Here is a 13,839-nt window from a genome sequence, read left to right as displayed (position 1 = left end):
GCGGCGCCGGGCCGCTGGCAGATGCGGCCGACCCTCGCCACGCCGCACCCCGCTCCCGCAAACGTCCTTCACAGACCTCCCCAAGGCCCACTGCTGAGAAAACCCCAATGTGGCGTTCGGTGCGTCGCATGCACCCAATGCCGCATTGGGGCGCGTGACCGCCGCGCACCCGGCGCTCGCGTCCGGCCGCTTCTCGCGAGGTTGCGGGGCCTGCGTACGCTGGTAGGCGATGTCCGAAAACCCTGCCCAGAACGCCCGCCCCGCGCAGCTCGACGACCGCAGCCCGTGGGTGGTCGACACCCGTGAGCTCGGCCGCCGCGCGGGACTCAGCCGGGAGTTGCGCCGCACCGCGCCCGTGCCGACCGCGCTCGGCGTCCCCGGCGTGCTCGAAATCCGCGAAGGCGAGCCCGTCGAGCTCGACCTGATGCTCGAATCCGTCGTCGAAGGCGTCCTCGTCACCGGCACTGCCACAGCAGTGGCCGCCGGCGAGTGCTCGCGCTGCCTCGACCCGGTCACCGAGCACATCGAAGTCGATCTCACCGAGTTGTTCGCCTACCCGGGATCGGCCACCGAGGAGACCACCGACGAGGACGAGATCCCTCGCCTGATCGACGACCGGATCGACCTCGAGCCGACCGTCCGCGACGCCGTGGTGCTGGCGCTTCCGCTCGCCCCGCTGTGCCGCGAGGACTGCCCGGGACTGTGCATCGAATGCGGCGTCAAGTGGGCCGATCTCGAGCCCGGACACGGGCATGAGAAGATAGACCCTCGGTGGGCCGCGCTGGTCGAGCGATTCGACGAGAACGCGGGCGAAAAGCCTGCGCACGGCTCCGGAGAGCAAGCCTGACGAGCGTCCAGCTCGATCCGGGAGAAGTAAGTTCGCTCGCATCCGCGAGCAGACCGTTTGAAGGAGATCTACTCGTGGCCGTCCCGAAGCGGAAGATGTCGCGATCCAACACGCGCTCCCGCCGCAGCCAGTGGAAGGCGGCTCCGGTTCAGCTGGTGCCCTGCTCCAACCGCGCCTGCCGCCAGCCGAAAATCCAGCACGTCGCTTGCCCGGCTTGCGGCCAGCACAACGGCCGCCAGGTCGTCGAGCCCGCCTGAGCGGGCAGCCGACCATGGGGGGTAAGCCCGTCGGAGGACCCGCGGCCGAACCCGCATCGTTGCTCGAGGCGCTCGGGGTCGTTCTCGACCCCGAGCTGCTCCGTCTTTCGCTCACGCACCGCTCGTACGCGTACGAGCACGGCGGCCTGCCGCCGAACGAGCGACTGGAGTTCCTCGGAGACGCGGTGCTCGGCCTCGTCGTCACCGACCACCTCTACACCACCCACCCCGACCTGCCCGAGGGCCAGCTCGCGAAGCTGCGCGCCAGCGTCGTCAACATGCACGCGCTGGCAGGCGTCGCACGCGGGCTCGGCGAGGGCGGGCTCGGGGCGCATCTGCTGCTGGGCAAGGGCGAAGAGCTCACCGGCGGCCGGGACAAGGCGAGCATCCTCGCCGACGGTCTCGAAGCCGTCATCGGCGCCACGTACCTCGCGCACGGCATCGAGGTCGCGCGCAAGCTGGTGCACCACCTCTTCGACGGGTTGCTGGCCGAGGCTCCGCTGCGCGGGGCAGGCCTCGACTGGAAGACCAGCCTGCAGGAGCTGACCGCCTCCGGGGGACTCGGCGTGCCCGAGTACCGCGTCGAGGACAGCGGTCCCGACCACCGCAAGGAATTCACCGCCACCGTGCTGGTAGCGGGCCGCGCGCTGGGCGAAGGCAACGGCACCACGAAGAAGGAAGCCGAGCAGAAGGCCGCGGAGACCGCCTGGCGGGCTCTGTCGGAGGAACTCGGCACGGGCGACGACGCGAGCTGAGTCGTTTTTCTTCCCGGGGCCGGCCGACTCGATGTCGGCCGGCCCCGTTTTTCGTTGCCAGGGCACGGGCCCTCCGTTTTTTGTCGGGGGCGCCGGGCAGAATGAGCGCATGCCCGAACTACCCGAGGTCGAGGTCGTCCGCGCCGGCCTCGAAGCGCATGTCGCCGGCCGTACTGTCCGCGCCGTCGAGGTGCTGCACGACCGCGCCATCCGGCGGCACGCGCAAGGAGCCGCCGACTTCACCGGACGGCTCGCCGGAGTCACGATCGAGGCCGCCCGGCGGCGCGGCAAATACCTGTGGCTGGAACTGTCCGACGGCGAGGCGGTGCTGGCGCATCTCGGCATGAGCGGCCAGATGCTGGTGCAAGCCGAGGACGTGCCGGACGAGAAACACCTGCGCGTCCGAGTCCGGTTCGCCGACGACGGGCCGGAACTGCGTTTCGTCGACCAGCGCACGTTCGGCGGCCTGGCCCTGGACGAACTGGTCGAGGTCGACGGCGACAACCTGCCCGGCACCATCGCGCACATCGCCCGGGATCCGATGGATCCGAAGTTCGACCCGGAGGCCGCCGTGCGCGCGTTGCGTTCGCGGCGGACCGAGGTGAAACGCGCGCTGCTCGATCAGACGCTGGTGTCCGGGGTGGGCAACATCTATGCCGACGAGGCGTTGTGGCGCTCCAAACTGCATTGGTCGAGGCCGACCGAGAAACTCACTGCCGCACAAGGGCGAACGCTGGTGTCCGCGGCCAGTGACGTGATGTCGGCCGCGCTGCTGGCGGGAGGGACGTCGTTTGACGCGCTTTACGTGAACGTGAACGGACAGTCGGGGTATTTCGAGCGCTCGCTCGACGCGTACGGCCAGGAAGGAATGCCGTGCCGCCGATGCGGTTCGGCGATCCGGCGGGAGCCGTTCATGAACCGGTCGTCGTTTTCGTGTCCCAAGTGTCAGCGGCGGGCTCGGGTGGCTTAGCCGCACGGGTGGTCGCCCGGCGCAGATGTTGGGCGGGTGCGGCGATCGCAGGCCGCGCGTTGCTGGGAGACGCTGGTCTTGTCGCTAGTGGCGGCTCGGACACGCAGATCGCGCAGCGGCGTGACTCGCGGTGGACCCGCGACGAGGCTGGGCTGGGCCGTCGGTTCTGGCTGCGGTCGGGTGAGAACGGGAGATCGCTGAGCCGCGCGACTGACAGGTGATGAGGCCCGAACCGCACGAACCAGCGACCTCTTCCTTCCACGTCACAGACACTGGACCGCGAAAAGCTCACAGAAGCTGGGCAGCGAAAAGCCTTGTACAGCCGCAACATCGGTAACTTCAGGCTCGCCCCGTCTCCTCGCGGGCGAAGAGCGGTTCCGCCGCTTCCAGCCGTGGTGCCGAGATGCCTGAGCGTCGTGCTTCGGCCAGCGTGTCTCGGCAGACCTCGCGCGGCTCCTGCGCGTCGGGGTTGTTGTGTGCCGCGAAACTCGCGCGCACGGGCGCGACGTGAGCGGTCAGCCAGGCCAGCACGGGGGCTGTCAGCCAGGTGGGTGCTCGGAACAGCAGCAGGCCGCCCCGGTGTCGTCGCAGGTCGATGCCGCGCGCTTCGAGGAGCGGCACGAGTTCGCGCCCGGCCAGCAGGCCCTCGCGCACGTCGCGCGTCGACCCGGCCAGGTCGGACAGGGAACCCAGCCGCAGGCCTTGGGAGAACAGGCCCGCGTCCGACACGAAATGGACCCACAGCCAGCCGCGGAAGTCGGGCCGTTCTTTGATCCGGAGCCCGGCTTCGCGAAACGCTTGGCGCACAGCCAGTTCCCGGTCGGTCGGGGGCTGGCCGAGAGTGCCGAAGACGACTGATCGCAGCAGGAATCCGCGGAGCACGCCGTCCGCGTCGAAACCACCGCCGCCTTGGGGAAAGCCCCAGGCGACCTGGTCGGCCGGGAGTGTGCCGATCGCGTCCAGCGGCTCTGCCCAGACGTTGCCGAAGATCAACACCGTGGCCTGGCCGACGCGCGGGGCCAGGAAGGCCGTCGCCTCCGCGAGGCGGTGGTGTCCCACGCTGAGCACGATCAGGTCGAAGTCGTGGTCCGGCTCGAGTTCCTCGCGGAGGCGCACCGGCCACTTCTCGACGCGCTGCCGACGCCGCGTATCGAACAGGTCGAGGTCGACGGTGTCCCCGTACTGCGCCGCGCGGCCCGGCCGGACGTAGAACTCGACGTCGTGTCCCGCTCGTTGCAGGGTCCAGCCGTAGACGGTGGCGATCACGCCTCGGCCGAACATCAGGATCTTCACGCCGCACCTCGCGGGGTAGCATTCGATGTGGAGACGATCTCCACTTTCCAAAATATGGAGACAGTCTCCACTTGTCAACGCGAGGGAGCCCATGACCGCCGACAAGCCGCTGCGGGCCGATGCCCGGCGCAACCGCGATGTCCTGATCGCCAAGGCGCGAGAGATCTTCGACGCCGGAGAGTTCTTCGACCTGCGTTTCGACGACTTCGCCCGCCTGGCCGGAGTGGGCACCGGCACGCTGTACCGGCATTTCCCCACCCGGGAGGCGCTGGCCGAGGCGGTCTACCACGGGGAGGTCGCCGCGCTGTGCGACCGCGCCCGCGAGCTGCGGGCCACGCTGCCCGCGGCGGAGGCTTTGGCGACCTTCCTGCGCGGCATGGTCGACCACATCGACGCCCACGAAGGCCTGGCCCGGACGCTCGCCACCCTCATGTCCGAGGGCTCGGGCGACCTCGCCGAGGGCAGTCAGGCGCTGGAACAGGCTGTCGCCGACCTGGTGGCCGCTGCCGTGCGAGAGGGCACCGTCCGCGACGACGTGGACTCCGGTGCCGTGATGATGGTGCTGCACGGCATCGGCGCGGCCCATGACCGCCCCAATTGGCGGGCCGAGGCGGACGATGTCATCACCCTCGTGCTGGACGGGTTGCGCCGCCCGCAGTGACGCGGTGCCCGGGCACACCTGTGAACTTTCAGGATGCGTGAGGGTGTGGACCAACCACTGTCGTGTCGGCGGTGGAGGAGGGCTGCGAGGCCGCGCGAAGGCGAGTGAAAACCAAGCCAGCAACGGCAATCGCAGCCGCGAGCCAAGCGAACCAATCACCGAAGCGCGTGTGGAACGTCTGGCCGGGGCCTGCCGGAACATCGGCAACGACCGTCGTGAACGGTGCCGGTCCTCCAGTGCGGGCTTCGCCGAGGACGCGGCCGTAGCCATCCGACAGCATCAGGCTTCCGTTCGCGTCGGAGAGCGCGATCGACTGTCCACTTTCGACACCCCGGAGCAGTGCGTTGCGGGTGTGCTGCCAGCCGCCCTCGTCGTTGTTGCCCGGCGGGACCGCCAGTTCCGCCGGGATCGCGAGGATCCGCGAACCGGCGGCGGCGTAGTCGCGGCTGGGGGAGGCGAACGTCGTGTCGCCGCAAATCACCAGCCCGGTCGGGACCTCGGTGCCAGGCACGAACACCAGATCCCGGCCCGGCGGGCTCACCAGGTCGTGGTGCTTCAGGTACCGAGCGGGCGCGGCACCGTCTGCGGGGAAAGCCAGCGCGTAGTCGTAGTTGTGCTTGCCCGGCCGGTCGTAGTACTCGAAGCCGACCACGATCGCCGCGCCCCGGGCCTTGGCCGCGCGCCGCATCGGCTCCACCAACGCCGCTGGCCATTCCTCCTCGGCGCTGAACGCGGCTTCGGGCAATACAATGAGCCGCACGCCGTCCGGCATCGCTGAGATCTGCTGGATGTAGTCCTGCGCCAGGGCGCGGCCTTGAGCAGTGCCAAGCGCGGGACCCCAGTGATAGCCAGCATTTTGCGTGATGGCGGCCATTCGCACCGACGGACCGCCCGCGCCGGACAGCCGCAATGCGCCGCCGCCGAGCGACAAAACCACGATGATCGCGGCGACAACGCCGATGCGCAGCCGGGAAGCTCCGGGAGCGCACATTGCGGCGACCGCGAAAGCGGGCAACAGCACCAGGAATTCGACGCCCCACATTCCCGCCCACGAAGCGGTTTGCAGCACGAGCGGGGCGTCGCCCTGGTCGTTGGCGAGGGAACCCATCATCCCCATCGGGCTCAGCGTGGCGATCAGGTACAAGAGGCCGGTCCACGCCGCCGGTGCGGCCAGGCTGGCCAGCAGCGTCCGGCGTCGGCGCACCAAAGCCCAGAACAGCCATACCGCGAACGTGAACACCAGCGACATCCCGACATCGATGGTGGCGCCGAACGGCCACAACGGTTCGTCGCCGGAATGTGCTTGGTAGGCCCACATATTCGCGGTGCCGAGCAGGAACGCGCCGAACGCGGTGCTCACCGTGGTCCAGCCGCCGGCGCGAGTCGCAAGCAGCAGTACGGGAAACGGCGCGAGCCAAGTCAGCGCGGCGATCGGCGCGAGCCCGGTGCCGAAGTAGAAGAGCGCCGCCGAAGACAGCAGCGCGGCCGGGGCCTGCCACCGGGCATTACGTTCTGAGGCCATCGAAAATCCTCCGGGAAGTACGCCGGCACAGCGCGCGGAACTCGGGTTCCGCGGCCCCCATTCGGCCGGCGAGGTAGTGCAGGACCATGCCTTGCGTCTGCGTGCTGACGGTCAGCGCGGCTTCCAGCGGATCGTCGTCGCGCAGCACGCCTTCGCGGATGCCTTCTTCGATCAGCCGGACCAGCGCGGTGAACGGCGGCGAGCCGGGTTCGCGGAAACTGTCGGGATATATCCGGGCCTGCGCCCAGCTGTCGGCCATCAGGAAGCGGTACAGATGCGGCTGGCCGAGCGCGAAGTCCAGGAATCGGTCCAGCAGCGCGTCGAAGCGGTCGAGCCATTCTCCGCCCGGTGCGGGGTCTTTCCACGCCGCGCCCAATTCCCGGCCGGTGGCGTCGGCGACCGCGCGCAGCAGGACCTCGCGGTTCTCGTAATGCCGGTAGATCGCCATCGCGGTGACTCCGGCGGCTTCGGCGACGCGGCGCATGCTGACCGCCGCCGCGCCCTCGGCGGCGATGATCTCGCGCGCCGCCGCGGCGAGCCGTTCGGCGGTCGGGATCTCGGCCATGTCTACACTGTAGACCACGAGGTCTACGCTGTATACCTGACCGTTCGTCTCCCGCTGAGCCGGCCGAATGGGCAGCGATACCGCCGGACGGCCGCTCGCCGCGCACACTACTGCGCTATGCGTGGTAGCTTCTCTCGCGCAGGACCGGGAAGGAACGCGGTGGAGATCAGTCAGCTGCTCAAGGGAGTGCTGGACCTGGCGGTCCTCGCGGTGCTGCGCGACGACGACGGGTACGGCTACGACGTGCTGCGAAGACTTCGCGTCGCCGGCCTGGAGGAGGTCGGGGACGCCTCGGTGTACGGCACGCTGCGGCGGCTGTACAAGGCGGGATTGCTGACGTCGTACGTGGTTCCGAGCGAAGAGGGCCCGCACCGCAAGTACTACAGCTTGAACGACCGGGGCCGGGCGCGGCTCGCCGAATCGGCGCGTACGTGGACCAGCTTCGCGTCCATTATGGACAGTTTGGTGAATGAGCGGGCCTGACCGCGCGGACAGGCGAAACCGCGGGCACGAATCGGGGAGAGGCAGCATGAGCACGGACAAGCCGACGGCCGCGCGGACGTACCTGTCGAGGGTGCGCACCGCGCTCGCGGACCTGCCCGCGAACGAGATCGAGGAACTGCTCGAGGACGTCCGGCCGCAGCTGGCCGAAATGGAGTCGGAAGCGGGCGCGACGGCACGGGTCGAGGACCTCGTCGCGCGGCTCGGCACTCCGGAGAGCTACGCGGCCGAGCTGCGGGCGTCCGGCGGCTACCCGCCCGCTCCGGCGGTGCCGGAAGCCGCGACCGAGGTCCTGCCGACGGCGAAGACAGGCCGGGTCGGGCCGCGGCTTGCCTTGTGGGGCTTGATGTTCTGCGCGGCGGGGACGGCGCTGATCGCGTTCTACACCGCGGTGCGCTTCAACGCCGCGGCGCTGGCCGGGATGGTCTTGCTGGCCCCGGTGTTCGCGGTGAGCGTGGCGTTCCTGCTGCTGCGCGGGCTCGACGCGGTGCGGGAGCTGCCGGAGGTGGTCCGCGCGCGGGCGGTGGTGAAGTCGATGCGGGAGGACCGGTCGGCCGACCGCGCGCTCACGTACCTCAATTCGCTGAAGCCGGCGTGGTGGGTGGTCTGCGGGTTCGCGCTGCTGGCGTTCGGGCTGCTGCTGATGATCCGGGACCTGCACGCGGTCCTGCTGCTGCCGGTGCTGCTCGTCGGCGCGGGCCTGGTGATGTGGGCGGGCCCGCGGATCAAGGTCGACGGCCGGATGCTGTGGATCGCGGTGCCGGTGTCGGCGTTCGTGGTGGGCAGCGCGTTCGGCGGCCTCGGCGCGGCGGTCAACCTCGTGCGGGACCGCACTTACTCGTCGAGTTCCACCCCGTCGTACGCCTCCTCGATGTACGAGGACGTCCACGGCAACGAATCGCTGCGCTACGGCCAGCACGAACTGACCAATCTGTATGCCTTCGACGCGAACGGCAAACCGCTGGAGAACGTCTATCTCTACGACGACCGCGGACGTCCGCTCACGATCACCCGCTACGGCTGCGAGAAGGACACCGGCACGAGCCAGATGACCGGAGAGGACAACCAGTTCCCGCGCCCGAAGGTCACCCTGGGAACGCAGGACGACCGCGGGAACGTCAACGGCTACAACGGTTATCGCAGCTACTGCCGGGAGGACGCGGGGGTGCCGTTCGCGGCGGTGATCCCGAAGGCTCCGGCGACATCCGGTGCGCCGGTTCCGCCGAGCAGCTCCACGAAGGCTGCTCCGCCGACGAGGTAAGGGGCACCGGGGTGGGTGTGGCTCGTGAGTGTTGAAGCCGGTTAGAACCGGCATAGGCGCGCACGAGCACCGACCAGCACGGCAGTCCGCCCTCTCGGCAAGGCCCGCAACGCGAAACCGGGCGCCCAAGCCGCGAACGGCCCGGGCGCCCGGGAGGCGAGTTGCCGGAACTCAGTGGTTGAACGCCGAGCGCGCCGCCAGGTCCGCCAGCAGCTGGCGGCCCTTCTCGGCGTTGCGCGGCTGCGACAGCACGTCGTAGCGCTGGGCGACGAGCTGGCTCTGCGAGATGAACCCGCGCTTGTTGCGGTTCGCCGCGTACCCCAGCGCGCCGAAGGCCACGTTGAACACGACACCCGCGGCGAGGCCGAGCACGATCGACAGCAGCCCGGCGGCCGGGTTGAGCATGCTCAGCACCAGGCCCAGGAACAGGCCGAACACCGCGCCGGACATGGCCGCGCTGCTGAGCATCCGGCTCCAGCTCATCTTGCCCGCGATGCGCTCGACGAGCATCGGCTGGACGCCGACGATGGTGACGTCGGCGACCGGGAAGTCAGCGTGCGCGAGGTGGTCGACGGCCTGCTGGGCCTGCTCGTAGGACTCGTACGACCCGATCGGCCACCCGGTGGGCAGCGTCGGGAGCTGCGGCCGCGCCTGCTGCTGGCTGAACGTGGTCTGCGTGAATGCTTCAGTCATCCCTCTCACCTCTCTTGCCCGGTCCAACGCACGAGGCGGCGGATTTGGTCCCGGACGCACCCGATTCACAGTATCTTCTCAGCCGGGCAACCCGGACATAGCAGGCGCCGCGCGGGTGAGCCCCGCGGAACCCGCGTTTAAAGGTCTAAGAAAATACCTTTCGGTGGATTGACCCTGGCAGGACGGCCCGGTAAGAAGAAGCCGCAAAGGACCTGATCCGAACCTTTGGGGCGATGCGATGGCGGCCAGGCGAGGAATGCTCACGCTCGAAGATCTCCGCGAACGGGTGACGGCGGGCACGATCGACACGGTGCTCGTCGCCCTCACCGACATGCAGGGGCGGCTCCAGGGCAAGCGTTGTTCGGCGGAGTACTTCCTCGAAGAGGTGGCCGGCCACGCCACCGAGGCGTGCAACTACCTGCTCGCGGTGGACGTCGACATGAACACCGTCGACGGCTACGACATCTCGTCCTGGCAGAGCGGCTACGGCGACTTCGTGCTCCGGCCGGATTTCGCGACGCTGCGGGAAATTCCGTGGCAGGAGGGCACTGCGCTGGTGCTCGCGGACGTCGAGCGCGTGCAGGGCGGCCCGGTTTCCGTTTCGCCGCGCCAGGTGCTGCGCCGCCAGCTCGACCGGCTCGCCGAGCACGACCTGAAGGCCTACGTGGGCACCGAACTCGAGTTCATCGTGTTCGACGACTCCTACGAGACCGCGTGGGACAAGCGGTATCACGGCCTCACCCCGTCCAATCAGTACAACGTCGACTACTCCATGCTCGGCACCGCGCGCATCGAGCCGCTGCTGCGCCGGATCCGCAACGGAATGGCGGGCGCGGGCCTGTATCCGGAGTCGGCGAAGGGCGAGTGCAACCCGGGTCAGCACGAGATCGCCTTCCGCTACGCCGAAGCGCTCGCGACGTGCGACAACCACGGCATCTACAAGAACGGTGCGAAGGAGATCGCCGCGCAGGAGGGCAAGAGCCTCACGTTCATGGCGAAGTACAACGAACGCGAGGGCAACTCCTGCCACATCCACCTGAGCCTTCGCGGCAAGTCCGGCGAAGCGGTGCTTCCCGGCGACGGCGACCACGGCTTCTCGAAGCTGATGCAGCACTTCCTCGCCGGACAGCTGGAAGCTTTGCGCGAGCTGACGTACTTCTTCGCTCCGAACATCAACTCGTACAAGCGTTACGTCCCTGGCAGCTTCGCGCCGACAGCGATCGCGTGGGGAACGGACAACCGTACGTGCGCGTTGCGCGTCGTCGGGCACGGTGACGGGTTGCGCGTCGAGAACCGCGTACCCGGCGGAGACGTGAACCCGTACCTCGCAGTCGCCGCGATGATCGCTGCTGGGCTGCACGGCATCGAGAACGAGCTGCCGTTGGAGCCTGAGTTCGTAGGCAACGCGTACGCGTCCGACAAGCCCACTGTGCCCGTCACGCTTGCTGAAGCCGCTGAAGTCCTCGAAGGCAGCCGTATCGCGCGAGATGCCTTCGGCGCCGATGTAGTCGACCATTACCTCAACGCCGCGCGGATCGAGCGCGAAGCGTACGAGCGAGCTGTGACCGATTGGGAGCGCATCCGTGGTTTCGAACGACTCTGACCCACCCGTCATCGGGCTCAGCACCTATTCGGAACAGGCGAAGTTCCTGGCCTGGGACACCGAAGCGACGCTGTTGCACCGGGTGTACGCGGACGGCGTGGTCAAGGCGGGCGGGATCCCGGTGCTGCTGCCGCCGGTAAGCACGAAGTACGACGCGCTCGTGGGACGCATCGACGGCCTGGTCCTCACCGGTGGCGCGGATGTCGAACCCAGCCGTTACGGCCAGGAGCCGCACGAGAAGACGTACATCCGCCCGGAGCGCGACGCGTTCGAGTTCGGCCTGTTCGAGGCGGCGCGCGCGGCCGGAAAGCCGGTGCTCGGGGTATGCCGCGGGCTGCAGGTGATGAGCGTCGCGCTCGGCGGCACGCTCTCGCAGCATCTGCCGGAAACCCTCGGCGACGCGACGCATCAGCCCGCTCCGGCGACGTTCGGAACCAGCACGGTCAGCCTGGTCGACGGCACGCGGGCGGCGGCGATTCTGGGCCAGGAAACAAAAGTTCAGTGTTACCACCATCAGGCGATTGACCGGCTCGGCTCCGGTTTGATCGCGTCCGGTTACGCGGCGGACGGGACGGTCGAGGCCGCGGAGGCGCCGGGGGAGTTCGTGCTCGGCGTGCAGTGGCATCCGGAGCAGGACGGCGACGACGTCCGGCTGTTCGCCGCGCTGGTGAACGCCGCGCAGGAGGGGAAATGACGACGTTCGAGGTGCGCAACCCGGCGACCGCGGAAGTGGTGCGCCAGGTCGAGTTGACCACCGAGGCGGAGACCGACGCCGCGATCGCCCGCGCGCACGCCGCGTTCCCGGCCTGGCGGGCGGTCGCCCCGGGCGATCGGGCGAGGCTGCTGCGCCGGTTCGCGGACGCGGTCGACGCCGACCTGGAGAACCTCGCCCGGCTGGAGGTCGAGAACTCCGGGCACACGATCGGCAACGCCCGCTGGGAAGCGGGCAACGTGCGCGACCTGCTCGAATACTCCGCCGGCGCGCCGGAACGGCTGCTGGGCAAGCAGATCCCGGTCGACGGCGGCGTCAACGTGACCTTCCAGGAGCCGCTGGGCGTGGTCGGCGTGATCGTGCCGTGGAACTTCCCGATGCCGATCGCGGGCTGGGGCTTCGCGCCGGCGCTCGCGGCAGGCAACACGGTCGTGCTCAAACCGGCCGAGCTGACCCCGCTCACCGCGTTGCGGCTGGCCGAACTCGCCCGCGAGGCGGGGATCCCCGAGGGCGTCTTCCAGGTGCTTCCAGGCAAGGGATCCGTTGTCGGGCAACGGTTTGTCACGCATCCGGCGGTGCGCAAGGTCGTGTTCACCGGGTCCACCGAGGTCGGCAAGCAGGTCATGGCCGGCTGCGCGGCGCAGGTGAAACGGGTGACGCTGGAGCTGGGCGGCAAGAACGCCAACATCGTGTTCGCCGACGCCGACCTGGAGAAGGCCGCGGCGACCGCGCCGTACGGAGTGTTCGACAACGCCGGTCAGGATTGCTGCGCGCGGTCGCTGATTCTGGTGCAGGACAACGTTTACGACCGGTTCCTCGAACTGCTGGAACCCGCGGTGCGGGGCGTGGTCGTCGGCGATCCCGGCGACGAAGCGACCGAGATGGGCCCGCTGATTTCCGCGGACCACCATGCCAAAGTCTCCTCCTACGTCACCGAACAGACGCCGGTCGCTTTCCGCGGCAGCGCGCCGTCCGGGCCGGGGTACTGGTTCGCGCCGACCGTGGTGCTCCCGCCGGGCTTGGACGATCCGCTGGCCCGCGACGAGATCTTCGGCCCGGTCGTCGCGGTGGTCCGCTTCCGCGACGAGGCCGACGCCGTGCGGATGGCCAACGACACCGAATACGGCCTGTCCGGCTCGATCTGGACGCGCGACGTCGGCCGCGCCTTCCGGGTCGCGCGCGGCGTCGAATCCGGGAACCTGTCGGTGAATTCCCATTCGTCGGTCCGCTACTGGACGCCCTTCGGCGGCTTCAAGCAGTCCGGTCTCGGCCGCGAACTAGGCCCGGACGCCGCCGCCGCTTTCACCGAGACGAAGAACGTTTTCCTGAGCACGGAGGAATGAACCAGATGGTGCAGCGTTTTGACGGCCGCGTCGCGGTGATCACCGGCGGCGCGAGCGGCATCGGCCTCGCCACCGCCAAACGGCTGGCGAGCGAAGGCGCGAAGGTGGTGATCGGCGACGTCACGCCGGAGCAGGGCAAGGCGGCCGCCGACGCGGTCGGCGGGGCCTTCGTCCAGGTCGACGTCACCGACGCTGACCAGGTCGAGGCGCTTTTCCAGACGACGGTCGACGAGTTCGGCGCGGTCGACGTCGCCTTCAACAACGCGGGCATCTCGCCGCCGGAAGACGATTCGATCCTCACCACCGGCATCGAAGCCTGGGAGAAGGTGCAGCGGGTCAACCTGACCTCGGTGTACCTGTGCTGCAAGGCGGTGTTGCCGCACATGCAGCGCCAGGGCCGCGGTTCGATCGTGAACACCGCGTCGTTCGTGGCCGTGATGGGGGCCGCGACGTCGCAGATTTCGTACACCGCTTCGAAGGGCGGCGTGCTCGCCATGACGCGCGAGCTGGGCGTGCAGTTCGCGCGCGAGAACATCCGGGTCAACGCGCTGTGCCCGGGGCCGGTCAACACGCCGCTGCTGAAGGAACTGTTCGCTAAAGACCCGGAGCGCGCGGCCCGGCGCCTAGTGCACGTTCCCGTCGGCCGCTTCGCCGAGCCTGAGGAGATCGCCGCCGCGGTGGCCTTCCTGGCAAGCGACGACGCCAGCTTCATCACCGCCGCCCAGTTCCTCGTCGACGGCGGCATCTCGGGCGCCTATGTAACCCCGCTGTGACTGTCCGTGAAGGGCTCCTTGAGGGAATCTGATTCCCTCAAGGAGCCCTTCACGGACCATTGGCAAGGGGGTGTGGCGTAGGC

15 protein-coding genes are annotated in these 13,839 nt (G+C 69.1%); 11 read left to right on the top strand and 4 right to left on the bottom strand.

Annotated elements, in window-relative coordinates; translation table 11 throughout:
• The first annotated feature begins 229 nt into the window (after positions 1-229).
• The 4 genes from ACFXI3_RS04795 to mutM all read left to right on the top strand — a co-directional run bounded on the left by ACFXI3_RS04795 (position 230) and on the right by mutM (position 2,829).
• Positions 230-847 carry a YceD family protein gene (locus ACFXI3_RS04795; protein ID WP_378398098.1) on the top strand — a complete coding sequence of 206 codons (618 nt, stop codon included), beginning with the start codon at positions 230-232 and terminating at the stop codon, positions 845-847.
• A gap of 74 nt (positions 848-921) precedes the next feature.
• Positions 922-1,104, top strand: coding sequence for a 50S ribosomal protein L32 (gene rpmF, locus ACFXI3_RS04790; RefSeq protein WP_009074209.1), 183 nt, complete (start codon positions 922-924; stop codon positions 1,102-1,104).
• Between the two features lie 14 nt (positions 1,105-1,118).
• Positions 1,119-1,859 (top strand): ribonuclease III, encoded by a 741-nt coding sequence (rnc, locus tag ACFXI3_RS04785; protein WP_344285837.1) that lies wholly within the window; start codon positions 1,119-1,121, stop codon positions 1,857-1,859.
• A gap of 109 nt (positions 1,860-1,968) precedes the next feature.
• Positions 1,969-2,829, top strand: a complete 861-nt coding sequence (gene mutM / locus ACFXI3_RS04780) for a bifunctional DNA-formamidopyrimidine glycosylase/DNA-(apurinic or apyrimidinic site) lyase (RefSeq protein WP_344285840.1) — start codon at positions 1,969-1,971, stop codon at positions 2,827-2,829.
• Positions 2,830-3,168: 339 nt separating this feature from the next.
• On the opposite strand, the gene ACFXI3_RS04775 is transcribed toward mutM, so the two are convergent.
• On the bottom strand, positions 3,169-4,122 hold the full coding sequence (locus ACFXI3_RS04775) for a ketopantoate reductase family protein (RefSeq protein WP_378398097.1): 954 nt from the start codon (positions 4,120-4,122) through the stop codon (positions 3,169-3,171).
• Positions 4,123-4,213: 91 nt separating this feature from the next.
• Here ACFXI3_RS04775 and ACFXI3_RS04770 point away from each other — a divergent pair, with 91 nt between their 5' ends.
• The gene (locus tag ACFXI3_RS04770) at positions 4,214-4,783 is read left to right on the top strand and encodes a TetR/AcrR family transcriptional regulator (RefSeq protein ID WP_378398096.1); all 570 of its coding nucleotides are present in this window, start codon (positions 4,214-4,216) and stop codon (positions 4,781-4,783) included.
• 28 nt (positions 4,784-4,811) lie between these two features.
• On the opposite strand, the gene ACFXI3_RS04765 is transcribed toward ACFXI3_RS04770, so the two are convergent.
• Both ACFXI3_RS04765 and ACFXI3_RS04760 read right to left on the bottom strand, forming a co-directional pair.
• The gene (locus ACFXI3_RS04765) at positions 4,812-6,305 is read right to left on the bottom strand and encodes a nitrilase-related carbon-nitrogen hydrolase (protein WP_378398095.1); all 1,494 of its coding nucleotides are present in this window, start codon (positions 6,303-6,305) and stop codon (positions 4,812-4,814) included.
• Positions 6,289-6,870, bottom strand: a complete 582-nt coding sequence (locus tag ACFXI3_RS04760; RefSeq protein WP_378398094.1) for a TetR/AcrR family transcriptional regulator — start codon at positions 6,868-6,870, stop codon at positions 6,289-6,291. Before ACFXI3_RS04760 ends, ACFXI3_RS04765 begins: the two co-directional genes overlap by 17 nt.
• A gap of 159 nt (positions 6,871-7,029) precedes the next feature.
• Here ACFXI3_RS04760 and ACFXI3_RS04755 point away from each other — a divergent pair, with 159 nt between their 5' ends.
• Positions 7,030-7,353: a PadR family transcriptional regulator gene (locus ACFXI3_RS04755; protein ID WP_378398092.1), complete on the top strand. Its 324-nt coding sequence runs from the start codon at positions 7,030-7,032 to the stop codon at positions 7,351-7,353.
• A gap of 46 nt (positions 7,354-7,399) precedes the next feature.
• The gene (locus ACFXI3_RS04750) at positions 7,400-8,632 is read left to right on the top strand and encodes an HAAS signaling domain-containing protein (protein WP_378398090.1); all 1,233 of its coding nucleotides are present in this window, start codon (positions 7,400-7,402) and stop codon (positions 8,630-8,632) included.
• A gap of 171 nt (positions 8,633-8,803) precedes the next feature.
• Here the strand turns inward: ACFXI3_RS04750 and ACFXI3_RS04745 are convergent, their stop codons facing one another.
• A complete protein-coding gene (locus ACFXI3_RS04745) occupies positions 8,804-9,325 on the bottom strand; it encodes a general stress protein (RefSeq protein ID WP_344285862.1) in 522 nt (173 codons plus the stop codon).
• A 256-nt stretch (positions 9,326-9,581) separates the two neighbouring features.
• Between ACFXI3_RS04745 and ACFXI3_RS04740 the strand changes: the two genes are divergently transcribed.
• The 4 genes from ACFXI3_RS04740 to ACFXI3_RS04725 are packed head-to-tail and all read left to right on the top strand — an operon-like array spanning position 9,582 to position 13,756.
• Positions 9,582-10,928, top strand: coding sequence for a glutamine synthetase family protein (locus tag ACFXI3_RS04740; protein ID WP_378398088.1), 1,347 nt, complete (start codon positions 9,582-9,584; stop codon positions 10,926-10,928).
• Positions 10,909-11,622, top strand: a complete 714-nt coding sequence (locus ACFXI3_RS04735) for a gamma-glutamyl-gamma-aminobutyrate hydrolase family protein (RefSeq protein WP_378398086.1) — start codon at positions 10,909-10,911, stop codon at positions 11,620-11,622. Before ACFXI3_RS04740 ends, ACFXI3_RS04735 begins: the two co-directional genes overlap by 20 nt.
• The gene (locus ACFXI3_RS04730) at positions 11,619-12,983 is read left to right on the top strand and encodes an aldehyde dehydrogenase family protein (protein WP_378398085.1); all 1,365 of its coding nucleotides are present in this window, start codon (positions 11,619-11,621) and stop codon (positions 12,981-12,983) included. The genes ACFXI3_RS04735 and ACFXI3_RS04730 overlap by 4 nt, the downstream gene beginning before the upstream one ends.
• A 5-nt stretch (positions 12,984-12,988) precedes the next feature.
• Positions 12,989-13,756, top strand: a complete 768-nt coding sequence (locus tag ACFXI3_RS04725) for a 3-oxoacyl-ACP reductase (protein ID WP_182892139.1) — start codon at positions 12,989-12,991, stop codon at positions 13,754-13,756.
• Positions 13,757-13,839 lie beyond the last annotated feature (83 nt).

The organism is Amycolatopsis sp. NPDC059235, assembly GCF_042754125.1.
GTDB lineage: Bacteria > Actinomycetota > Actinomycetes > Mycobacteriales > Pseudonocardiaceae > Amycolatopsis > Amycolatopsis albidoflava.
This window is presented reverse-complemented; position numbering and strand designations above follow the sequence as displayed.